The 22,678-nt window shown below is 73.4% G+C and carries 18 protein-coding genes and 1 pseudogene; 15 read left to right on the plus strand and 4 right to left on the minus strand.

Features of this window, described 5'->3' with window-relative positions; translation table 11 throughout:
• Positions 1–141: 141 nt before the first annotated feature.
• On the minus strand, positions 142–1,035 hold the full coding sequence (locus tag ACZ4N4_RS37545) for a helix-turn-helix transcriptional regulator (protein ID WP_467597356.1): 894 nt from the start codon (positions 1,033–1,035) through the stop codon (positions 142–144).
• 214 nt (positions 1,036–1,249) lie between these two features.
• On the opposite strand from ACZ4N4_RS37545, the gene ACZ4N4_RS37550 reads away from it, so the two are divergent.
• A complete protein-coding gene (locus ACZ4N4_RS37550; RefSeq protein ID WP_467597357.1) occupies positions 1,250–2,173 on the plus strand; it encodes an SDR family NAD(P)-dependent oxidoreductase in 924 nt (307 codons plus the stop codon).
• 96 nt (positions 2,174–2,269) lie between these two features.
• On the opposite strand, the gene ACZ4N4_RS37555 is transcribed toward ACZ4N4_RS37550, so the two are convergent.
• Positions 2,270–2,821 (minus strand): GNAT family N-acetyltransferase, encoded by a 552-nt coding sequence (locus ACZ4N4_RS37555; protein ID WP_467597360.1) that lies wholly within the window; start codon positions 2,819–2,821, stop codon positions 2,270–2,272.
• Between the two features lie 520 nt (positions 2,822–3,341).
• On the opposite strand from ACZ4N4_RS37555, the gene ACZ4N4_RS37560 reads away from it, so the two are divergent.
• The 7 genes from ACZ4N4_RS37560 to mug all read left to right on the plus strand — a co-directional run bounded on the left by ACZ4N4_RS37560 (position 3,342) and on the right by mug (position 9,740).
• Positions 3,342–3,761 carry a GNAT family N-acetyltransferase gene (locus ACZ4N4_RS37560; protein ID WP_467597363.1) on the plus strand — a complete coding sequence of 140 codons (420 nt, stop codon included), beginning with the start codon at positions 3,342–3,344 and terminating at the stop codon, positions 3,759–3,761.
• A 292-nt stretch (positions 3,762–4,053) separates the two neighbouring features.
• On the plus strand, positions 4,054–5,394 hold the full coding sequence (locus tag ACZ4N4_RS37565) for a hemolysin family protein (protein ID WP_467597366.1): 1,341 nt from the start codon (positions 4,054–4,056) through the stop codon (positions 5,392–5,394).
• A complete protein-coding gene (locus ACZ4N4_RS37570; RefSeq protein WP_453563635.1) occupies positions 5,391–6,404 on the plus strand; it encodes a hemolysin family protein in 1,014 nt (337 codons plus the stop codon). The genes ACZ4N4_RS37565 and ACZ4N4_RS37570 overlap by 4 nt, the downstream gene beginning before the upstream one ends.
• 60 nt (positions 6,405–6,464) lie before the next feature.
• On the plus strand, positions 6,465–7,256 hold the full coding sequence (locus ACZ4N4_RS37575) for an SGNH/GDSL hydrolase family protein (RefSeq protein ID WP_467597368.1): 792 nt from the start codon (positions 6,465–6,467) through the stop codon (positions 7,254–7,256).
• A 21-nt stretch (positions 7,257–7,277) separates the two neighbouring features.
• Entirely contained in the window at positions 7,278–7,616 is a 339-nt protein-coding gene (locus ACZ4N4_RS37580; RefSeq protein ID WP_467597371.1) for a DUF4326 domain-containing protein, read from the plus strand.
• Between the two features lie 112 nt (positions 7,617–7,728).
• The gene (purB, locus tag ACZ4N4_RS37585) at positions 7,729–9,174 is read left to right on the plus strand and encodes an adenylosuccinate lyase (protein ID WP_467597373.1); all 1,446 of its coding nucleotides are present in this window, start codon (positions 7,729–7,731) and stop codon (positions 9,172–9,174) included.
• 80 nt (positions 9,175–9,254) lie between these two features.
• A complete protein-coding gene (gene mug, locus ACZ4N4_RS37590; RefSeq protein WP_467597376.1) occupies positions 9,255–9,740 on the plus strand; it encodes a G/U mismatch-specific DNA glycosylase in 486 nt (161 codons plus the stop codon).
• A 29-nt stretch (positions 9,741–9,769) separates the two neighbouring features.
• Here the strand turns inward: mug and ACZ4N4_RS37595 are convergent.
• Positions 9,770–9,967: pseudogene (locus tag ACZ4N4_RS37595) on the minus strand (ABC transporter permease); the annotation flags it as partial.
• A 33-nt stretch (positions 9,968–10,000) separates the two neighbouring features.
• Between ACZ4N4_RS37595 and ACZ4N4_RS37600 the strand changes: the two are divergent.
• Together ACZ4N4_RS37600 and ACZ4N4_RS37605 are read left to right on the plus strand one after the other, a co-directional pair.
• Complete coding sequence (locus ACZ4N4_RS37600) at positions 10,001–10,216, plus strand: hypothetical protein (RefSeq protein WP_467597378.1); 216 nt, start codon at positions 10,001–10,003, stop codon at positions 10,214–10,216.
• A gap of 203 nt (positions 10,217–10,419) precedes the next feature.
• Entirely contained in the window at positions 10,420–11,577 is a 1,158-nt protein-coding gene (locus tag ACZ4N4_RS37605) for an ROK family transcriptional regulator (RefSeq protein WP_453563626.1), read from the plus strand.
• A gap of 274 nt (positions 11,578–11,851) precedes the next feature.
• Here ACZ4N4_RS37605 and ACZ4N4_RS37610 read toward each other — a convergent pair whose 3' ends face one another.
• A complete protein-coding gene (locus ACZ4N4_RS37610; protein ID WP_453563624.1) occupies positions 11,852–12,613 on the minus strand; it encodes a GntR family transcriptional regulator in 762 nt (253 codons plus the stop codon).
• Positions 12,614–13,229: 616 nt separating this feature from the next.
• Here ACZ4N4_RS37610 and ACZ4N4_RS37615 point away from each other — a divergent pair.
• From ACZ4N4_RS37615 to ACZ4N4_RS37635, 5 genes are all read left to right on the plus strand, one after another.
• The gene (locus tag ACZ4N4_RS37615; protein ID WP_453563621.1) at positions 13,230–14,060 is read left to right on the plus strand and encodes an alpha/beta fold hydrolase; all 831 of its coding nucleotides are present in this window, start codon (positions 13,230–13,232) and stop codon (positions 14,058–14,060) included.
• Between the two features lie 1,004 nt (positions 14,061–15,064).
• The gene (pdxR, locus tag ACZ4N4_RS37620) at positions 15,065–16,495 is read left to right on the plus strand and encodes a MocR-like pyridoxine biosynthesis transcription factor PdxR (protein ID WP_467597382.1); all 1,431 of its coding nucleotides are present in this window, start codon (positions 15,065–15,067) and stop codon (positions 16,493–16,495) included.
• A gap of 106 nt (positions 16,496–16,601) precedes the next feature.
• The gene (locus ACZ4N4_RS37625; RefSeq protein WP_467597385.1) at positions 16,602–18,182 is read left to right on the plus strand and encodes an alkaline phosphatase D family protein; all 1,581 of its coding nucleotides are present in this window, start codon (positions 16,602–16,604) and stop codon (positions 18,180–18,182) included.
• 394 nt (positions 18,183–18,576) lie between these two features.
• Positions 18,577–19,986 carry an SWIM zinc finger family protein gene (locus ACZ4N4_RS37630; RefSeq protein WP_467597388.1) on the plus strand — a complete coding sequence of 470 codons (1,410 nt, stop codon included), beginning with the start codon at positions 18,577–18,579 and terminating at the stop codon, positions 19,984–19,986.
• Positions 19,983–22,649 carry a DUF7825 domain-containing protein gene (locus ACZ4N4_RS37635; RefSeq protein WP_467597391.1) on the plus strand — a complete coding sequence of 889 codons (2,667 nt, stop codon included), beginning with the start codon at positions 19,983–19,985 and terminating at the stop codon, positions 22,647–22,649. The genes ACZ4N4_RS37630 and ACZ4N4_RS37635 overlap by 4 nt, the downstream gene beginning before the upstream one ends.
• Positions 22,650–22,678 lie beyond the last annotated feature (29 nt).

The raw sequence follows: 22,678 nt of genomic DNA on the forward strand, positions 1-22,678 counted from the left end.
AGGGCGATCGCGCCGGCGCCGATCCGGATCACCCGCCGGCCCCGCCGGTCTTGAGCAGCGACGCGCTCCCGGAGTCCGGCATGGGCTGCGCCTTCGATGCCCAACGCGACCGGGCACGGGCGCTACAGCCGTGCGGCGAGGTCACTCTGCCGGGAAGGTCCTCGTCTCACTGGCGGAGGGCTGCGCGCTGTCGTGACGGCCTTCGTCGATGTCCAGGGCCGCAAGCAGGCGAAGCCGGTCTTCGCTGTCGCTGCCGGGGCGGGCATGGTAGGTGACGATGGTCTGGCCTGGAGCACTCGGGACCAGGAGTTTCTCGTAGTGCAGTTCGAGAGGGCCGACCTGGGGATGGCGCATCAGGCTGGTGCCGGTCGACTTGTGCCTGACGTCCTGGCGGGCCCAGAGCCGACGGAATCGCTCGCTGCGCAGGGACAGCTCGCCGATGATCTCTATCAGGCGCGGTTCCTGGATGTCGGCACCGGCCACCGAGCGCAGATAGGGGACGATCCTGGCGGTCATGGCTTCCCAGTCCTGGTGCAGTTCGCGCAGCTCCGGACTGAGGAAGGCGTCGAGGATGCCGTTGTGGCCCGGTGTGTTGGCCGGTGACAGCGCGGTCGCCAGGCGGTTGGCGGCGAGAACGTCCATGTACCGGCCGTGCACGTAGGCGGGGGTGAGTGGCCACGCGTCGATGAGCGTGCGGACGGAGTCGCTGACCTTCTCGGGGCGGGACGCGCGGGCCCGGCGGGGGCGCTGGGGTGCGGCGGCCAGTTGGAGCATGTAGGCGGTGGACTCCTCGTCCAGCTGGAGGGCGCGGGCGATGCTGAGCAGCACCTGCTCGGAGGGGCGTCGGTCGCGTCCCTGCTCCAGACGGACGTAGTAGTCGGAGCTCACGCCGGCGAGGAAGGCGACCTCCTCCCGGCGCAGCCCGGCCACCCGACGGTTTCCCGCATCGGGAATGCCCGCGTCCTGGGGAGTGACGAGCTCTCTGCGGGCGCGCAGGTAGGCGGCCAGAGCACCCGGATCACCGGAATTTGCCATACCGCCAGGTTAGGTCGCCCGCACGCCGTCTGGGTGGCCCTGCCGGTCCCGGTCTCCAGGGGGCCTGGCCGCCCTCTCTTCGCAGCCGCACAGTGGCGACCAGGTTCCCGTGCAGTGGTCCGGCCGGCGCCCCGTCGAAGGCCGTGCGCCGCCGTCACACCACTCGTTCCCGGACCGCGCCCACCACTGCGCGGACCCAATGGAGGAGACATCCATGTCCGATCTGTTTCACAGTCGGTTCGATCGCCGTTCGACTGCCGACGAGGTGATCGAGGGAGTCGACCTGGCCGGCAAGCGCGCCGTCGTGACCGGCGCCGGATCCGGCATCGGGGTCGAGACCGCCCGGGCCCTGGCGGCAGCCGGCGCCGAGGTGACCCTCGCCGTGCGCCGCCTTCGCGCAGGTGAGCAGGTCGCCGCCGGCCTGCGCGAGGCGACCGGCAACCAGGCGATCCGCGCCTGGCACCTCGACATCGCCGATCTGGCGTCCGTCGCCGCCTTCACCGACAGGTGGCAGGGCCCTCTCCACATCCTGGTCAACAACGCCGGGATCATGATGCTCCCGGAACTCGAGCGCGGTACCGCCGGGCACGAGCAGCAGTTCGCCACGAACTACCTGGGCCACTTCGCACTCACCCTGGGACTGCATCACGCGCTGGCCGCCGCCGGCGGCGCCCGCGTCGTCACCGTTTCCTCCAGCGGGCATCTCTTCTCGCCGGTCGTCTTCGACGACCTCGCCTTCCGCTTCCGCCCCTACGACCCGCTGGCCGCCTACGGCCAGTCCAAGACCGCCGAAGTCCTCATGGCCGTGGAAGCCGACCGCCGCTGGGCCGGTGCGGGCATCAGGGCCAACGCCCTGCACCCCGGCGCGATCGCGACCAACCTGCAGCGGCACACCGGCGGCCTGAAGACCCCTGAGCCCTACCGCAAGACGGTGGAGCAGGGCGCCGCGACGTCGGTGTTCCTGGCCGCGTCCCCGTTGGCGGAGGGCTTGGGCGGACGCTACTTCGAGGACGTGAACGAAGCCCCGCGCGTCTCCCAGCGGCCCGCTGAGCTCGGCGTACCCGGTGTGGCTCCCTATGCCCTGGACCCGGCGCATGCCGAACGCCTGTGGACCGCGGCGGCCGGCCTCCTGCGCTGATCCGCTCTCGAACGCGGGCGCCGCCACCGCGGGTTGGGCACGCCGAAGCCGACCACCGCTCGATGGCCCCGTGGCTCGGATTTGTCCGGCGCGAGTTCAGGCGTGGGGCGCGACCGGAGGCCGCACGCCGAACCACTGCTCGGCGCCGTACGCCTCGAAGCGCTCCACCTCGGTGAACCCCAGCTTCGCCGCGAGGCGCATCGAACGGACGTTGGCGGTCTGGGTGTAGAGCACCACCGGCTCACCGGGCAGCGCGCCGGCGAACCAGTCGAGGGCCGCCGCGCACGCCTCGGTGGCATAGCCGTGCCCCCACGCCTCCGGCAGGAACAAGTAGCCGAGATCGGTCCCCCCGGCCTCCCGGCGGTGCTTGCTGCCCGGCAGCTCGGGGGCGTGCGGTTTGAGCTGGATCGTGCCGATCATCGCTCCGTCGAGCTCGACCACGAACCAGCCAGGGCGCCGCCCGGGCACCTCGGGCACCGTGCGTTCGAGCTCGGCACGCGGTCGAGGGCCACCGAGGTAGGTGCTCACCTCCGGCGAGGCGTCCAGCTCGATGACCACCGCACGGTCCCGTGCCTCGGACTCGCGGAGCACGAGGCGCTCGGTCTTGATCGGGGCAGGCGGCCAGACGAGGGCTCTGGAGTCGGTCATGCCGGCCAACCTAGCCAGCGGACTCGGAGGCGATCAAGACCCGCCGACCACGGGACGGCACGTGGTGGGACGCCGAAGGGGCCACCCCACAAGTCCGGCACCGTCGCAAACCGGCCAGGCTCTCCTTCCCCCCCAACATCCCCATGGGTAACCCGAGTTGCAGCTGTTACTTTCCCTTTCAAGATCCCTGGATCTCCCGCCGCATCTCCCCCACTCACACACCTGCGCCGAGGCCCCCATGCCGAACTCCTCGTCCGTCGACCGCTCGGGCGGACGCCACCGCAAGAGCAGAGCGATCAATCCGGCGCTCCGCCGCTGGGCGTAGGGCGGCACAGCGCCCCGACCGGCTTTGCGACGTGGTGGTACGTGGAGGCGGCGGCGGGGGGACGGGGTGCCTGTGCACACCGGGCGGTCACCCCGACGGGTCATGGGTCACATGGTTCCCATCCCGCCTCCGCCTGATTCCCCGGTATGGATAACTCGTTCGCCAGACAGGCGAGCGCCCTGCTTGGCTCGGCTCATGAGCGATCTTCGCATCCGCTGCGCCACCTTCTCGGACATCGACACCGTGCTGCGGTTCTGGCGCGACGCCGCGGAAGGAACGAGCATCAGCGACGACCACGACGGCGTGGCCCGACTCATCGCACGAGACCCCGAAGCGCTGCTCCTCGCGACGCGGGACGACCTTCTCGCCGGGACCCTCATAGCCGGCTTCGACGGCTGGCGATGCTCCGCCTACCGGCTCGCCGTACACCCCGACCACCGCCGCCAGGGCATCGCCACCGCCCTGCTGCAGGCCGCGGAACAGCGCTTCGCCGCCCTGGGCGGCCGCCGCGTCGACGCGATGGTCCTGGAGGCCAACGAACAGGCCCACCACACGTGGGCCGCCGCCGGCTACCGCCGCGAGGACCACTGGCGACGCTGGGTCAAACCGCTGTAGCCGACGCCAGCGAGCCGACATCGGCGAGGCGTCATCGGCGAAGCGCCATCGGCGAGGTGACATCGGCGGGCAAGCAGGCCTCGGCGGCCGACGCCACCGGCGGCCGCCGAGGAATCGGTCACGGAGGCCGCCGGTAGCTCCCTTTGCCGATCCTTTACCATTGAGGGATCGTCCCCGTTCCTCGATGAAAGGTGTGTGAGCGTCCGCCCATGGGCGAGCCTCCCGGTCCTCGGTTCCGGCAATACCGCGCGGTCCCGTCCGCCCTGTCCGATCATGGGACGGAGGTGACCCGATGACCGAAGTGCTCCTCCTGCTGGTGGCGATCCTGCTCTCGCTCGCCTGCGGTGCCTTCGTCGCGGCCGAGTTCTCGCTGACCACGGTGGGTCGCGGCGAACTCGAGCGCGCCGTGGAGCGCGGCGAGCGCGGGGCGGCGGGCGCCCTCAAGGCCGTACGGCACCTGACCTTCCAGCTCTCGGGGGCGCAGCTCGGCATCACGGTCACCAATCTGGTGGTCGGCATGCTCGCCGAGCCGTCGATCGCCAAGCTGCTGGCCGGTCCGCTGGAGGCGATGGGCATCGCGCGGTCGGCGGCGAGCTCGCTCGCCCTGGTGATCGGCACCGTGCTGTCCACGGTGTTCCTGATGGTCGTCGGCGAGCTGGTGCCCAAGAACTGGGCGATCTCCTCGCCGTTGGCCGTGGCCAAGCGGGTGGGCAACGCCCAGCGCTGGTTCAGCGCGGCCTTCCGGCCCTTCATCACGCACCTGAACAACACCGCGAACCGGGTGGTACGACGGTTCGGCGTGGAGCCCGCCGAGGAGCTGGCCTCCGCCCGCGGGCCCCAGGAGCTGGCCGCGCTGGCCCGGCACTCCGCCAAGGAGGGCGCGCTGGAGGCGGACACCGCCGAGCTGTTCGTGCGCACCCTGAACCTCGCCGACCTCACCGCGGAGAACGTGATGACCCCGCGCGTCCAGGTCGTCGCCCTGGAGGTCAGGGCGACCTGCGAGGACGTGGCGAACGCGACCCGGGCGACCGGGCTGTCCCGCTTCCCGGTCTACCGCGAAAGCCTGGACTCGGTCGTCGGCACCGCCCACATCAAGGACATCGTGGCCCTGCCCGTGGCGGAGCGGGCGCGCGTCCGGGTGGCCCAGGTGATGCGCGAGCCGCTGCTGGTCCCCGAGTCCCTCACCGTCGACCGCCTCCTGGACCGCCTCGGCGGCCGGCGCACCATGGCCGTCGTCATCGACGAGTACGGCGGTACGGCCGGGGTCGCCACCCTGGAGGACATCGTCGAGGAGGTCGTCGGCGAGGTCCGTGACGAGCACGACCCGCACGAGACGCCCGACCTCGCCCCCGCGGGCGCCGACGAGGAGGGCCGCGCGCTCTACTCGGCGGACGGCGCGGCCCGTATGGACCAGCTCGCGCGCGTCGGTCTGAGGGCCCCCGAGGGGCCGTACGAGACGCTGGCCGGGCTGGTCGCGGCCGAGCTGGGGCGGATACCCGAGACCGGGGACAGCGTCGAGGTCGCCGGGTGGCGGCTGGACGTGGTGGACGCGTCGGGACGGCGGGCGGCCCGGGTGCTGCTGCACGCGCCGCTCGCCGACGAGCAGGAGCGGAAGCAGGAGGGGCGTCGGTGACCGCCGTACAGCTGCTGATCGGTTTCGCGACGCTGGTCGTCAACGCCTTCTTCGTGGGCGCGGAGTTCGCGCTGATCTCCGTGCGCCGCTCCCAGATCGAGCCGCACGCCGAGGCGGGCGACCGGCGGGCCAAGATCGTGCTGTGGGGGTTGGAGCACGTGTCGGCGCTGCTGGCCGCCGCCCAGCTCGGCATCACTCTGTGCACGCTGGTGCTGGGTGTGGTCGCCGAGCCGGCCATCGCGCATCTGCTGGAGCCGGTGTTCCACGCGGTCGGCGTGCCCAAGAGCGCCGGCCATGCCGTGTCCTTCGTGATCGCGCTGGCTCTGGCGACCTACCTGCACATGCTGCTCGGCGAGATGGTGCCGAAGAACGTGGCGCTCGCCGAGCCCGTGCGCAGCGCGCTGCTGCTCGGGCCGCCCCTGGTGGCGCTGTCCCGGGCGCTGCGTCCGGTGATCTTCACGGTGAACGCCTTCGCGAACGGCCTGCTCAAGCTGTTGCGGGTGGAGACCAGGGACGAGGTCGCGGCGACCTTCACGGACACCGAGCTGGCCGAGATCGTCAAGGACGCCACTGAGGCGGGTCTGATCGACGACCGGGCGCAGGAACGGCTGCACGACGCCCTGGAGCTGGGCCGGCGCCCGGTGCGCGACGTGGTGGTTCCGCTGGAACGTGTCGTCTACGCGCGCGTGGGCGTCACCCCGGAGGAGCTGGAGCGGCTGTCGGCGGAGTCCGGTTTCTCGCGGTTCCCCGTGGTCGACGAGGGGCGGCGGATCGTCGGCTACCTGCACGTCAAGGACGCGCTGGACGCCTCGCCCAGGGACGAGGCGTTCCGGCTGCGGGACATGCGGCCCATCGCGCGAGTGCGGGAGAGCACCCCGCTGGACGACGTTCTCACCGCGATGCGCGGCAGCCGCACCCATCTGGCGGGCGTGCTCGGCGACGACGGACGGCTGGGGGGGCTGGTGACGATGGAGGACGTGCTGCGGGAGCTGTTCGGGCAGCACGCGTAGGCCACCTCCGAGGAGGGACCGACCGACGGGTATGCGCCTCGGGATACCATCTCTGTCGCCATGCAGAAGAACCCTGTGCACCCCGCGCTTCCCACCCACTCCAGCCTGGTCGCGGTCGGCGACTCCTTCACCGAGGGCATGTCGGACCTGCAACCCGACGGCTCGTACCGGGGCTGGGCCGATGTCCTCGCCGCCCGGATGGCCGCCCGCACCCCCGGTTTCCGCTACGCCAACCTCGCGGTGCGCGGCAAGCTGATCGGGCAGATCGTCGAGGAGCAGGTGGACGTGGCGGTGGCGATGCGGCCCGACGTGATCACCCTGGTCGGCGGCCTCAACGACACCCTGCGTCCCAAGTGCGACATGGTCCGGGTCCGGGACCTGCTGACCGAGGCGGTGGAGCGGCTGGCGCCGGCCTGCGAGCAGCTGGTGCTGATGCGCAGCCCCGGCCGCCAGGGCCCGGTGCTGGAGCGGTTCCGCCCGCGCATGGAGGAGCTGTTCGACTGCGTCGAGGAGCTCGCCGGAAAGCACGGCGCCGTCGTGGTCGACCTGTACGGCGCCCGCTCGCTCTCCGACCCCCGGATGTGGGACGTGGACCGGCTGCACCTGACGGCCGAGGGGCACCGCCGGGTCGCCGAGGCGGTCTGGCAGACCCTCGGGTACGACGCCGAGGACAGCGAGTGGCACACGCCGATGCCGGCCACACCGCCGCCCGGCTGGGCCGCGCGGCGGGTCGCGGACGCCCGCTTCGCCAGGCAGCACCTGCTGCCGTGGATAGGCCGCCGCCTGACCGGCCGCTCCTCGGGCGACGGCCGCGCGCCGAAGCGGCCGGAACTGCTGCCGTTCGAGGCATAGCCGGGGCATACCCTGGATGCCGTGGCCACGCGGGTGATCAATGTCAGGGGCCGGATCCACGAGTTCGGCCCCCGGCTGGAACATGCTCCCGAGGACGTCGTCTACGTCGGCCGCCGCTGGACCATGGGCGGCTGGGACCTGCCCCGCCACCCGCTCCGCAACCCCTTCGCCTACGACACCCCGAGGAAGAAGCGGGACGGCACCCGGGCCGAGGTGATGGCCATGTACCGGGCGTATCTGCTGGAACACCCCGAGCTGCTGGAGCTGGTGGCCGAGCTGCGGGGGAGGACCCTGGCGTGCTGGTGCGCGCCCGAGCCGTGCCACGCGGACGTTCTGGCGGAGCTGGCCGAGGCCTCCTGACGCCCGTGCGCCGGACCGGGCCGATCCGCCCCACCACCGCACGGCTCTCGTAGCTTCGCACGAGCGGACCTGCGGCGCTGGACTGCAGAAACCGCCAGTAGAATCCGTACACGTGACTTCTGCCGCCCCCGCCAAGCCCCGCATCCCGAACGTCCTCGCCGGACGTTACGCCTCCGCCGAGCTCGCCACGCTCTGGTCGCCCGAGCAGAAGGTGAAGCTGGAGCGGCAGCTCTGGCTCGCCGTGCTGCGGGCCCAGAAGGACCTCGGTATCGAGGTGCCGGACGCGGTGATCGCCGACTACGAGCGGGTCCTCGACACCGTCGACCTGGCCTCCATCGCCGAGCGCGAGAAGGTCACGCGGCACGACGTGAAGGCGCGGATCGAGGAGTTCAACGACCTCGCCGGGCATGAGCACGTGCACAAGGGCATGACCTCCCGTGACCTGACGGAGAACGTCGAGCAGCTTCAGATCCGGCTCTCGCTGGAGCTGGTGCGTGACCGTACGGTGGCCGTCCTGGCGCGCCTGGGCAAGCTGGCCGGCGAGTACGCGGAGCTGGTCATGGCCGGCCGCTCGCACAACGTGGCCGCACAGGCCACCACCCTCGGCAAGCGCTTCGCGACCGCCGCCGACGAGCTGCTGGTGGCCCACGGCCGGGTCGAGGAACTACTCGGCCGCTACCCGCTGCGTGGCATCAAGGGCCCGGTCGGCACGGCCCAGGACATGCTGGACCTGCTGGGCGGGGACGCGGCGAAGCTGGCCGACCTGGAGAACCGGATCGCGCGGCACCTGGGCTTCTCGCAGGCGTTCACGTCGGTCGGCCAGGTGTACCCGCGCTCCCTGGACTACGAGGTCGTGACCGCGCTGGTGCAGCTGGCGGCCGCGCCGTCGTCGCTGGCCAAGACGATCCGGCTGATGGCCGGGCACGAGCTGGTCACCGAGGGCTTCAAGCCGGGCCAGGTGGGCTCCTCGGCCATGCCGCACAAGATGAACACGCGGTCCTGCGAGCGCGTCAACGGCCTCATGGTGATCCTGCGCGGCTACGCCTCGATGACCGGTGAGCTGGCGGGCGACCAGTGGAACGAGGGCGACGTGTCCTGCTCGGTGGTGCGCCGGGTGGCCCTGCCCGACGCGTTCTTCGCGCTGGACGGTCTGCTGGAGACCTTCCTGACCGTGCTCGACGAGTTCGGCGCCTTCCCCGCCGTCGTCGCCCGCGAGCTGGACCGCTACCTGCCGTTCCTCGCCACCACCAAGGTGCTGATGGGCGCGGTGCGCGCGGGCGTCGGCCGTGAGGTCGCGCACGAGGCGATCAAGGAGAACGCCGTCGCCACCGCGCTCGCGATGCGTGAGCAGGGCGCCGAGCGCAACGACCTGCTCGACAAGCTCGCCGCCGACGAGCGGCTGCCGCTCGACCGTGCGCAGCTCACCGCCCTGATGGCCGACAAGCTGTCCTTCACGGGCGCGGCCGCCGACCAGGTCGCGGCTGTGGTCGGCCGGATCGAGGAGATCCTCAAGCAGCACCCCGAAGCCGCCGCCTACGCCCCCGGAGCGATCCTCTGAGCCGCCCTGCCGGCTCGCCCCCGTCACCCCGCTTCACCCAGGCGGAGCTGGAGGCCGCCCGCGACCGTCTCGTCCCGGACGTGATCGCGGACGGCCTGCACGTCCTGTTCTGTGGCATCAACCCCGGTCTGATGACGGCGGCCACGGGCCATCACTTCGCCCGTCCGGGCAACCGCTTCTGGCCGGTGCTGCACCTGTCCGGGTTCACCCCGAGGCTGCTGAAGCCCGCGGAACAGGGCGAGTTGCTGTCCTACGGGCTCGGCATCACGAACGTGGTGGCGCGGGCGACCGCGCGCGCCGACGAGCTGACGGCCGCGGAGTACACCGAGGGCGGGCGGCTGCTGACGGCGAAGGTGACCCGGACGCGGCCGAGATGGCTGGCGGTGGTGGGCGTCACGGCCTACCGGGCCGCCTTCGCCGACCGCACGGCCCGGGTGGGGCCGCAGGAGCGGTCGATCGGGGACACCCGGGTGTGGGTGCTGCCGAACCCGAGCGGACTGAACGCGCACTGGACGACGGCGACGATGGCGCAGGAGTTCGGACGGCTGCGGGAGGCGGCGGGCTAGCCGCTCGCCGATGGGAGGCGTGCGGGCCGTCAGGCGTCCCGTCGGCGCACGCTGCGGGCTCCGGCGAGCAGCGCGCCCGCCGTCCACAGCGCGGCCACCGCCAGCCCGGTCCACGGGCCCAGGGCCCCGTCCCAGGCGCTGTGCAGGACGACTTGACCGGCCCGGTCGGGCAACACGTCCGCCAGGCCGGCGTCCAGGTCGCCGACCACGAAGGACACGATCAGCAGGACTCCATCGGGCACGCCCTGACGGTGGCGGAGGTGCGCAATCCGCTCACCGCGGCGATACCCGGGCCCGGGCGGGGCAGCGGGCTGCGGGCTGCGGGCTGCGGGCTGCGGGCTGCGGGCTGCGGGCTGCGGGCTGCGGGCTGCGGGCTGCGCGGGATACGCGAGCGCGTGGCCCTCCTCGGGGGCGGCGCGCGCACCGGACCGGACCGGGGCGACTGGCAGGTGCACGCCGAGCTGCCGGCGCGCTGATCTACCCTGGCCGGATGCCGGTCACCGTTCTCCTCGTCGACGACGAACCGTACGCAGGCGGTGATCGCGGCGTACGAGTCCGGGTTCGTCGTGCCCCACTGATCGCGGATCTTCGGCAGGTCGGGGGCGCCGGACTCTCGCCGGGGTCGTCCGTACCGAAGTACGATCCGGCCAACACGCAGGGCTAGCTGGGAGGACGGACGTTGGCGGGGCTGACCGGCGGTGATCCGTCGCTGCTGCGGAGGATCAACTCCGCGGTGGTGCTGCACGCGTTGCGTGCCACGGACTGCGCGACCCTGACCGAGATCACCCGGGTGACCGGACTGTCCCGGCCGACCGTCGAGGGGGTCGTCGAGGGGCTCATCGAGGCCGGTCTGGTCGTCGAGAAGGCGGCCGAGGAGGGCGCCACCCGGCGGCAGGGGCGGCCCGCACGGCGGTTCCGGTTCCGGGCCGAGGCCGGGCATCTGCTGGGCCTGGAGATCGGGCCGCACCGCGTCGCCGCGCTGCTGGCCGATCTGGACGGCCGGGTGCTGGGGGCGCAGGCCAAGGACGTGGACGAGACGGCCGACGCGGACGAGCGGCTGGAGCGGCTGCGCATCGCGGTCGCCGAGCTGCTGCGCCGGGCCGGGGTGCCGCGCAGTTCGCTGCGGGCCGTCGGGGTCGGCACGCCGGGCATCGTCGAGGCGGACGGCCGGGTGCGGCTGGGCACCGCGCTCCCCCAGTGGACGGGACTGCGGCTGGGCGAGCGGCTCAGCCGTTCCTTCAAGTGCCCGGTGCTGGTGGAGAACGACGCCAACGCGGCGGCCGTCGCCGAGCACTGGAAGGGCGCCGCCACCGAGTCCGACGACGTGGTGATGGTGATGGCCGGGCTCAGTCCGGGCGCCGGTTCGCTGATCGGCGGACGGCTGCACCGGGGCTACGGCGGGGCGGCCGGGGAGATCGGCGCGCTGCATCTGCTGGGCCGCGAGGTGACCCCGGAGACGCTGCTGTCCACCACCGACGAACCGCTGCATCCGCTGGACGAGCAGGCGGTCGCCGAGGTGTTCGCGCTGGCCCGGAAGGGGGACACACGGGCGCGGGCCGCGGTCGACCGGTTCATCCAGCGGCTGGTCCACGACGTGGCCGCGCTGGCGCTGGCCCTCGACCCCGAGCTGGTGGTGATCGGCGGCTGGGCGGCGGGGCTCGACGGCGTCCTGGAGCCGCTGCGCCGCGAACTCGCCCGCTACTGTCTGCGGCCGCCGAGGGTGACCCTCTCCCTCCTCGGCGAGGCCGCGGTGGCGACCGGCGCGCTGCGGCTCGCCCTCGACCATGTGGAGGAGCAGCTGTTCGCGGTGGAGGGAACGGTCACCGCACGCCGCTGAGCAGCTGCCCGGCTGTCGTGACGACGCGACGCGCCCCGGAGGAGTTCCGGGGCGCGTCCTGTTCGGCACGGCGGCTGCTCGGGCCTGCGGCTGCTTCGGATCGACGGCCGCTTGGGGCGGTGGCCGCCCAGCTCGACGGCCGCTTGGGTCGGTGGCTGCTTCGGGCCTGCGACTGCTTCGGCTCAGCCGCTGCTTCGGGCCTGCGACTGCTTCGGCTCAGCCGCTGCTTCGGGCCTGCGACTGCTTCGGATCGGCCGCTGCCTCGGCCGTGCGGTTACGAGGCCTGCCGCTCGGGTCCGTGGTGGATCTCCACGCCGCCGGAGTCGCCGAAGGTCAGCCGGCAGGTGTCCGCACGGTACGTGGCGACGGAGAGCGCGGCGGTGCGGCCGGCGGCCAGGAAGCGGGTGGTGACGACGAGGACCGGGGCGCCCGGGAGGCGGTCCAGCTCCTTGGCGTCGTCGGCGCGGGCCGAGCCCAGCTCCACGGCGCGGTCCTGCCCCTCCAGCTCCAGGCGCTGCAGCTCGCGCAGTACCGCACGCGCGCGTGCCGACCCGGACGGCGCGTCGATCGCCGTCAGGTCCGGGACCGAGGACGCCGGGATGTAGAGCAGCTCGGCGGCGACGGGCTGGCCGTGGAAGACGCGGGAGCGGCGCACCATGTGCACCGGCTCCTCCGCGCCGGTCTCCAGGGCGGTCGCCACGGCGGCGGGCGGCACCGCGAGGGTGCACTCGACCGGCTGCCAGGCGTCGCCGGGGGCGCCCGGCCAGGCGTCCTCGTCGGTACCGACGGCCACGCCCACGCGCGGGGGCGCCACCGTCGTACCGACCCCGCGGCGGCGCTGGAGGCGACCCTCCAGTTCGAGTTGCTCGAGGGCCTGACGGAGGGTGGCGCGGGCCACGCCGAAGCGGGCGGCGAGGTCGCGCTCGTTGGGCAGGATCTCGCCGACCGAGAACTCCGAGTCGAGTGCCTCACTGAGCACGGTCTTGAGATGCCAGTACTTCGGTTCCGGCACCGATTCCAGCTGCGTGGTCCCCACCCTGTCCTCCGCAATCGCCGTGGTCCGGCGGCGTTTTAGCGCCCTTGTTTATTAAAGGTTGTTTTACTTATCTGCGACGATAGGGCGGCGCGCACCCTTGGTCAAGACCAATCCTCGATCCCGTGGGCAGCACAGAGAAAGCGGTGCCACGCAGCGTTCATGAGGCGTTCGCACGGGGGCGTTTTCGTGACATGACGGTAAAGCTCCCGTCGCACGACGGAAGACGTGGGGCGAGTGGGGCCGGAGGGCGACGAGGGGCACCCGTTGCCGGTATTACGGATGATATGGACGGTGCGGGCGGGACCGCGGGGACGCCGACCGGACCCTCCCCAGCCCGACACGTTCCTGCGCGTCCCGGCGGAATCGCCCCCTCCCGCGCACGCCCGGCCCAGAATGATCCCGGACCGTCGGCGACCGGCCGCTCCGCGGGCCGCGGAACCGCGGCCGACACTCCGGCGGCGCCCCCCGCGCCCCGTCTCCAACCTGGAGCCACCCAGGGCGTGTTGCGCAGGTCCGTCCGCCGCGGCACGACACACCGCCCCGGGGACTACCCGCCAGTAGCAATTGCTGACAAGCTGTCTACCGCGTCAGCCGATGTCACAGACGAGGAGCCCCCATGTCCGCCACCGTCTCCGTCAGAGTCCCGGCCGCGCACGGCCGGCAGGACGTGACCGTCTCCTACGCGCGCGTGGGCCGAGGCGAGCCGCTGGTCCTGATCCACGGCATAGGGCATCACCGGCAGGCCTGGGACCCGGTGGTGGACATCCTCGCGACCGAGCGGGACGTGATCGCCGTGGACCTGCCCGGCTTCGGCGCCTCCCCCGGCCTTCCGGCGGGCCTCGCCTACGACCTGCCCACGACCAACACCGTGCTCGCCGCCCTGTTCGAGGCGCTCGAGCTGGACCGGCCGCATGTGGCCGGCAACTCGCTCGGCGGGCTGCTGGCCCTGGAGCTGGGCCGCGAGAAGCTCGTACGGACCGTCACCGCCCTCTCCCCCGCCGGATTCTGGACGCAGGCCGAGCGGCGCTACGCCTTCGGTGTGCTCATCGCCATGCGGCGGATCGCGGAACGGCTGCCGCTCCCGCTGGTCGAGCGGCTGTCCCGGACTGCCGCCGGGCGGACGGCCCTGACCAGCACCATCTACGCCCGTCCGGCGCGCCGTTCACCCGAGGCCGTGGTCGCCGAGACGCTCGCGCTCGCGCGGGCCACCGGGTTCGCCGAGACCCTGCGGGCGGGCTCCGCCGTCCAGTTCACGGACGACGTCCCCGGCATCCCGGTCACGGTGGGCTGGGGCACCCGGGACATGCTGCTGGTACGCCGTCAGGGGGTGCGGGCCAAGCAGATCATCCCCAAGGCCCGCCTGGTCCGGCTGCCCGGCTGCGGCCACTGCCCGATGAACGACGACCCGGCCCTGGTCGCACGGGTCATCCTGGACGGCAGCCGCTGAGCCGCGCCGGGCGCGGGGTGCGGCGGCGGTCCCCGGCCGCCGGCTCGCACCGGGCCTGGCCGCGGCGGCCGCCGCCCGCCGACCGATGCGGGGCAGGGCACCGGAGCCCAGGGCGACCCCCGCGCCCACCAGAACGCCGCCGACGGCCTGGGCGGGGCCGTAGGCACCCGTTCCGACGAGCGGGGCGGTGGCGACGGCGGTGAGGGGGACGAGGCCCGTGAGGAGCGTCGCGCGCTCCGTGCCGATCCGCTGCACGCCCATGTACCAGCACACGAAACCGACGACGGTGACGACCGCCGCCTGCCACAGCAGCGCGGCCGTCTCCGTGGCGTCGGGCCGGCGCAGCCACGCCCCGCCGTCGAGCACGACCCCGGCCACCGCCGCCTCGGCCGCGGCGAGGGCGCACACCGTGGCGGTCAGCAGCCGCGGCCCGAGCGCCCGCAGCACCGGCCCCGCGAGCACCGCGAACCCGACCTCACCGGCCAGCGCGCACACCGAGAAGGCGATCCCGCTCGCGTCGGTACGTCCCCAGCCCTGGACGGCGAAGGCGCCGACGGCGACCAGCGACGCCCCCTGAAGGACCCGGCGTTGCGGCCCGCGCCCGTCGAGGAGCGGGACCAGGACCGCGACGACCACCGGAGCGCAGCCCACGAAGACACCGGGAACCGCCGGTTCCGCGGTGCGTTCGGCAGCGAGGATCACCAGATTGAAGCCGACCATCCCGACGGCGGCGAGCAGGGCCAGCCGCAGCCACGCGCGCGCCCCGAGCCCGCGCAGCCGTTCCACCGCGCCCGAGCCGACGAAGGGCACGAGCAGCAGACAGGCCACCCCGTAGCGCAGGAACTGGCCGCCCGCGTAGGGGTAGTGGCCCAGCACGCTGTTGGCGGTGAAGGAGGCCCCGACGAGCGTATAGGCGAACGCCGTCAGGAGGGCGCCGCGGGTGGTGGTCGCGTTCATGAGGACGACGCTAGGAACCTGGGCGGCCCGGATTAAGGTCCACTTCCATGACGTCATCGGGGACCAATCCGGGCGGCCTGCCGGGATCCGCCGCCTGGGAGCTGTTGCTGCCGGCCGCGTCGGCACCGGCACGCGCGCGTGGCCGTTCCCTCCAGGCGGCCCTGCGCGAGGCGATCCGTACCGGACGGCTCGCGCCCGGCACCCGGCTGCCGTCGAGCCGGGAGCTGGCCAAGGACCTCGGTGTGTCGCGCGGGCTGGTCACCGAGGCGTACGAGCAGCTGACGGCGGAGGGCTATCTGCGCAGCGGACGGGGTGCGGGGACCTGGGTGGGCGGCGCGGTACGGGCGGCGTCGGCACGCGCGCGTGATCTGGCGCCGCGCTCGCCGGGCGTGCGGGTGGACTTCGTGCCGGGGTCACCGGATCTGGCGCTGTTCCCGCGCGCCGCCTGGGCCGCCGCGCAGCGCGAGGTGCTGGCGGAGCTCCCGCACCGCGACCTCGGCTACCCGGACCCGCGCGGGCTGCCCCGGCTGCGCTCGGCCCTCGCCGAACTGCTGGCCCGGCGCCGGGGCGTGGTCGCCGACCCGGAGCGGATCGTGGTCGTGTCCGGGGTGGCACAGGCGACGACGCTGCTCGGATCCGTGCTGCACGCGCGCGGGCTGCGCGAGATCGGTGTGGAGGACCCCGGCAGCCCCCAGCACGACGGCCTGTACAGGGCGGCCGGACTGCGCACCGTGCCGCTGCCCCTGGACGCCGAGGGCCTGGCTTTGGGCCCGCTCCGCGACTCGGGGGTACGCGCGACGATGACGACGCCCGCCCACCAGTACCCGACCGGGATCGCCTACTCCGCGGGGCGCCGGACCCGGCTGCTGGACTGGGCCCGTGCGGTGGACGGTCTGCTGCTGGAGGACGACTACGACGGCGACTTCCGCTACGACCGCGCCCCGGTCGGCGCGCTCCAGGGTCTCGACCCGGAACGCGTGGCGTACATGGGATCGGTCAGCAAGTCCCTCGCCCCCGGGCTGCGGCTGGGCTGGCTGCTGGTGCCGGAGTACTTGGCGTACGACGTCGTCGAGCGGAAGCGGACCATGGACCTGGGGCATCCCTCCCTCGACCAGGCGGTGTTCGCCCGGTTCCTGGAACGCGGCGACTACGACCGGCAGCTGCGCCGCTGCCAGCGCGCCTACCGGGAACGCCGGGACGTTTTGGTGGCCTCGCTGGCCGAACACTTCCCGCACGCGCGCGTGTCGGGGATCGCGGCGGGGCTGCACGCGATCGCGGAACTGCCCCGGTCCTGCGGGCCGGAGAGCCGTTTCGTGGCGCGGGTGACGGCGGCCGGGGTCGCGGTGCGTCCGCTGGGCGCGTGTACGCACGCACCGGCCGACGACTCCGTCGTACGGCTGGTGCTGGGGTACGCGCAGCTGCCGCCGGCGCGGATCCGGGAAGGGGTGCGGGTGATGGCGGAGGCGCTCGACGGGTGACCGCGCGGGGCCGGTCAGTTGTTCACTTGTGGTTTCCGTGAGCGCTGCGGCGCACCAGTAGTTGTGGCTGTGCACAACTGGCCGGATCTCGCCCTGGAGGCCCTTCATGTCCCTTTCGTTCCCAGGCCGCCGCAGCGTGCTGCGCGGCTCCCTCGCCGCGTCGGCGGCCCTGACCCTGCCCACGGCGCTCAGTGCGGCTCCGGCGTTCGCGCTCTCCGGGCGGCCCCGGGCCGACTGGGGTGTGCAGGCGGGCGACGTGACCGCCGACTCCGGCCTGGTGTGGGTCCGTTCGGACCGGCCGGCCCGGATGATCGTGGAGACCTCGGCCACCGAGTCGTTCCGCGACCCGCGCAGATGGCGGGGACCGCTGCTCGGCGCGGACAGCGACTTCACCGGCACCACACGGCTGCACGGGCTGCCGGCCGGCGAGCAGATCCACTACCGCGTGCTGCTCGCCGACCCCGACGACCCGCGCCGCACCGGCGAGCCGGTCACCGGCACCTTCCGCACCGCGTCCACCCGCCGGCGCCAGGGCGTGAAGTTCCTGTGGTCCGGCGACCTGGCCGGGCAGGGCTGGGGCATCAACGAGTCCATCGGCGGCTACCGCATCTTCGACGCGATGGCGAAGCTGGACCCTGACTTCTTCCTGTGCAGCGGTGACAACATCTACGCCGACGGCGTGATCTCGGCGACGCAGGCACTGCCCGACGGCAGCCTGTACCGCAATGTCACCAGCGAGGCGAAGTCGCACGTCGCGGTCACCCTGGACGACTTCCGCGGCAACTTCCGCTACAACCTCCTGGACGAGGCGCTGCGCCGGTTCAACGCCCAGGTGCCGAACGTCATCCAGTGGGACGACCACGAGGTCCGCAACAACTGGTACCCGGGCGAGGTCATCGGCGCCGGCACCCCCTACCCGGCCGGCACCCGGCTCGACGACATGGCGGTGCGCTCCCGGCGGGCGTTCTCCGAGTACTTCCCCATCTCCACCGTCAGCGGCCGCCCGGACGGCCGGATCTACCGCGTCCACCACCACGGCCCGCTCCTCGACGTCTTCGTCCTGGACATGCGGACCTACCGGAACGCGAACTCGCCCGACGACCAGACCACCGACCCGCAGGGCATCCTCGGCGCCGAGCAGTTGGAGTGGCTCAAGCGCGAGCTGTCCCGGTCGCGCGCGGTGTGGAAGGTCATCGCCGCGGACATGCCGCTCGGTCTGGTGGTGCCCGACCCGGTCGAGGGCCTGGCGAACTTCGAGGCCGTCGCCCAGGGCGACCCGGGCGCGCCGCTCGGCCGTGAGCTGCAGATCGCGGAGCTGCTGCGCTACATCAAGCACCGCGGGATCACCGGCACGGTGTGGCTGACGGCCGACGTCCACCACACCTCGGCCCAGCACTACGACCCGTCGCGGGCCGCGTTCAAGGACTTCGCACCCTTCTGGGAGTTCGTCTCGGGACCGCTCAACGCCGGCGCCTTCCCGGCCAGCGCGCTGGACGGCACGTTCGGACCCGACCGGGTGTTCGTCAAGGCACCGACCGCCTCGAACGTGTCGCCCGCGGCGGGCTACCAGTTCTTCGGCGAGGTCGACATCGACGGCGACAGCGGTGAGCTGACGGTCCGTCTGCGCGAGTACGACGGCACGGTGCTGTTCACCCAGACCCTGCAGCCGGGCCGGGTCGGCCAGTAACTCCCGTACGCTTTTCCCAGGGCCGCGCACCGGCGTCATCCCCCGGTGCGCGGCCCTGTCTCACGTCCGGCACGAAGCCCGCCCCACGTCCGGCACGAAGCCCGCCCCACGTCCGGCACGAAGCCCGCCGCACACCCGGCACGACGCCCGCCGCACACCCGGCACGACGCCCGCCGCACACCCGGCACGAAGCCCGCCGCACACCCGGTACAGGTCCCGAAACAGGCCCGCGCAGGTCCCGCCGCATCCCTCGGCACGGATCCTGCCGCATCCCTCGGCACGGATCCCACCGCATCTCCCTTCGCTGGCCCCACCGCATCCCCGAACTCCCCCGCCAACAGGGCGTTTTCGCAGGTCAGGGCCGATTGTCAGTGGTCGCCTCTACGGTTTTTCCATGACGCGATCTTCACAGGCCGTGGCCTATCGCCAACCCTCCGTGCTGCGCTCCGCCGCCGATGGACGCCAGCTAGGGCTGGAGACCTCCCGGGGTGCGACGCCCACCGGGATCGAGGACCATCCGCGGTTCTTCGCGGGCTTCCTGACCTCGCCTCAGGTGGCTGCCGCCGGGCTGCTCGCGGTAGCCGACGTGGCGGCCGCGCGGTACTACCAGCCGCTGCTGCGCGCCTCGCTCGACCCGGTGGTGACGGGCAACGGCGACCGGCTGCGCTTCGAGTCCTTCTCCGGCTGCGGAGGGGTGTACGCCCGGCTGGACGTGCTCGGCCCGGGCCTGGACGGCGGCGAGGTGGGCCACGGCAGGACGAACGTCGACGTCAACAACCCGCTGCGGGAGGCCCTTTCGCGGATCGGCACTGACGATCCGCTCCATCTGCGCGTCGGTCCGGAGGAGTTGGCGGTGACCACGCTCGACGGGCCCGTGGTGGAGAAGAAGGTCCCGCTGCCGGACCGCTGGCTGCGCGGCTTCGCGGAGGCGCAGGTCATGGCGGCCGGGTTCGATCTGCGGGCGGAGCTGCCGGCGGACGAGGCGGTGCGGTTCCTGCGCTCGCTCCCCCGCGGCGGCACGGCCCGCCGGGGCTCGGCCGGGCCCCGCTGGGTGGTGCCCGCGGGCCGGGGGCTGCGCCCGACGACCCGCCCGGTGCCGGGCGCGGTGTGCCTGCCGGGACCGGAGCGGCTGGCCGCGCTCCAGCGGGTGCTGCGCCATGCGACGGCGCTGCGGGTCTACGGTCCGCAGGGCGCCCTCTCGGTCTCCGGTACGGCCGCCGCCTGGGAGGTCGTGCTGCCGGGCATGCGGCTGACACTGACCCTGTCACCCGACGCGGCCCGCGGGTTCTCCGGCGAGGGCGGCGTGCTGGACGCGCTCGCCACCGACGCGGCCGCCGAGGACGCGGAGCTGATCGCGGTGCTGCTGGCCTGGGAGCCCCGGGTCGACGTCGCCGACCTGGCCGCCTCCGCCGGGCTCACCCCGGAGCGGGTGCGCGCGGCCCTGGTCCGCCTCGGCACCTCGGGACGCGTCGGTTACGACACGGCGGAGGCCGCCTACTTCCACCGTGAACTGCCGTACGACGCGGGCCGCGTCGAGCGGCACAACCCCCGGCTGCGCTCGGCGCGGGCGCTGGTGGCCGCGGGCGCGGTGACCGTGGCCGGCACCGTCGGCACGGTGACGGCCGAGGACGGTCATGTGCACCGGGTGCGGGATGCGGCGGGGGTGTTGAGCTGCAGTTGTCTGTGGTGGGCGAAGTACCGGGGTGGGCGCGGGCCGTGCAAGCACGCGCTGGCGGTGCGGATGGTGCGGCGCGGTGGAGCGATGGAGCAGGACATGGCGGAGATCGACGGGGGTACGCGATGAGTGCGGTGCTGGAAGCGGTGCGGATGGGGCGCGCGGGCGAGACCGAGCTCCTGCTGAGGAACATGCCGGACACCGAACGGCGGGTGCTGTTGCCGGAGTTGAAGAGGCTGCGCAAGGAGGTGCGGGCACTGCCGTGGGAGCAGCGGAACGGGCTTGAGCGCATGTATCCGGCGCTGCAGGTGGCCGGGGCGATGTGCCACTCGGGGGCCGCGGCGGCCGCGACCTGGATCGCCGGGGCGGACATGCGCTGGCGGCAGGCGCCGACGGAGACGCTGTTGCGGGCGCTGGCAGGCCGGGACACCGGCTGGCAGGCCGATGTGGCCCGGCGCCTCGCCGGCCGGCCGGTCTCCGCGGACGTGCCCTTCCCGTTGATGGCCGGGCTGGTGCGCCGCTCGGGATGCGAGGTCCCGGTGACGGACGCCTATGTGGTCGGCTGGGTCCGGCACATCGGTCACGGCTGGGGGCGCGTGCCCCTGATCGACCGGCTGCGGGCCGAGCCGGACCTGGCGCCGCTGGTGAACGGCCTGTTCGAGTTCTCCGAGGTGAGCGAGGTGCGCTGGCTGTTCGGTGACGGTCCCGGTTCCTGGCAGAGCGCGATCGCGGAGCTGACCCGGACGGGCGAACTGGACCGCGGGGCCGTGGCCGACGCCTGTGTCGCCCGTCTGCTGCGCGGCGGCGGCCCGACCGACCACCGGATCTTCCTGCCGCTGCTGGTCCAGCTCGCTCTCACCCGGGAGGAGGAGCGGTCCCGCGTCGCCGACTGGACGGCCCTCGCCCGGGACGCCGTCTCCCCCGTCGCCGCCCACGCCCAGGCGATACTCGCCGCCCTGGCACTCGACGGCGAACTGTCCGCACGGCAGCTGGCGGAGGCCTCCGAAGGGCTGTTGTTCCGCACTGAGAAGAAGCTGGTGCGCGCCCAGCTGGTGCTGCTCGGCAAGGTGCTCGCCGGTGAGCCGGCCTCGGTGGCGGAGCTGCTGCCGGCCGTGGCCCAGGCGTTCGGGCACGAGGACACCCAGGTGCAGGAGCGCGCGCTCAAGCTGGTGGAGCGGCACGCGAAGAGGCTGCACGACCCGGCGGTCCGGTCCGGCATCGCCGGGGCGGCCGAGCAGCTGAGTCCCGTCCTGCGGAACCGGGCGGCCGACGCCCTGGGGATCCCGGCGGTACCGGCGGCCGAGGGGTACGCGGAGATGCTGCCGCCGGTTCCGGAGCCGTTCCGGCCGGCACCGGCGCCGGAGTCCGCCGTGGAGCTCGCCGAGGAGGTCGGCGCCCTGCTGGCGTCCGACGGGGACGTGGCGGCGTTCGAGCGGGTGCTGGACGGGCTGGCCCGCCACGCCCACCGGGACCGGGACGCACTGCGGGCGGCGCTCGAACCGGTGGCCGCCACCCGCTGGTGGAAGCAGCCCGACGCACGCCGCTGGTGGCACACCGACGAGTACTTCGGCAACACCCGCTACGGCCTCCTGGGTGCCCAGGACGGCCTGGAGCTGCTGCTGGCCACGCTGTTCGGAGCCGTCGGCACGGACACCCTGTTCGCCGCCCAGCAGCGCGGGCCGGCCGATCACGAGTGCGCGCACACCGGGTTCTCCCGGGTGTTCGACGGCCGGCTGCGCGAACTGGCCTACCGGATACGGACGGACCCGCAGCCGCTGCTGCTGGCCACACCGTCATGGAGCACCGGGCTCCTGGAACCGGACGAACTGGTCGACCGGCTCGCGGTCTACGGTCGGCTGGGTGCCCGGGTCGGTGCCGCCGACTTCGCGCAGGCGCTGCTGCGGGTGCGCCGCGAGGACCGGGCGGCGGCCCTGGCGGCGGCCGAGCGGGCGACGGCGCTCGGCACACCGGAGGGCCGGCGGCTGGCACACCGGCTGTCCACCGGGGGACCCGCCCTGCCCACGTCCCGGCGCCGGACCTCGGGGGCGCGGATCCTGGTCGAGTCGGGTGAGGTCCTGGAACTCCAGGCGGACTTCCCCGAGGCGTTCCGGCGGCTGGGCCGGCCGGTCACGGCCGACGAGGAGCGACGGTACTGCCACCACTGGGGCCGGGAGAACCACCGGCACTGGCTGGCCACGCTCCCGGAACAGCGCGAGCTGGTCGCCGTGCGGCTGGTGCATGATCTGTCCCAGGCCGCCGTGGACGACCAGCGGGGCATGGCCGCCGCTCTTCCGCTGCTCGCCGAGTCCGGCGGCGCCGCAGGCGAGGGCACCCATCTGTGTGTCGCCTACGGGCTGGGCGCCCGGCATCCGGAGGACCGGCTCGCCGCGGTGGACGCGCTGCTGGTGCTCGCCGCCCGTGGGCAGCTCGACGCGGAGCGGCTGGGCGCCGACCTGGGCCAGCTGGTCCGGCGTGGCGCGGTGAAGCCGTCGCGGCTGGCCGAGTCGGCTCGGACGGCGGCGGCCACCGGGGCCAACACGACGATATGGGAGATGCTCCGGCACACCCTTCCCGTGCTGCTCGCCGACCTCGCGACGGCGGGGGCGGGCACACCGGGTTCGGTCCGTGGGCTCGGGGAGCTGCTCTCGGTCGCGGCCGAGTGCGCCGAGCGGTCCGGGGCCCGTGGTGCGCTGCCGCACCTGTCACAGACGGCGGCCCGGCGTGGCTCGTCCCGGCTGGTGGTGCAGGCCCGTCGGCTGCGGGACGCGCTGGGTGTGGAGGTGGCCGCTTGACCGGGGGCCAGAACCAGTCATTTCCGAGA

The organism is Streptomyces sp. NPDC026538, from assembly GCF_055567535.1.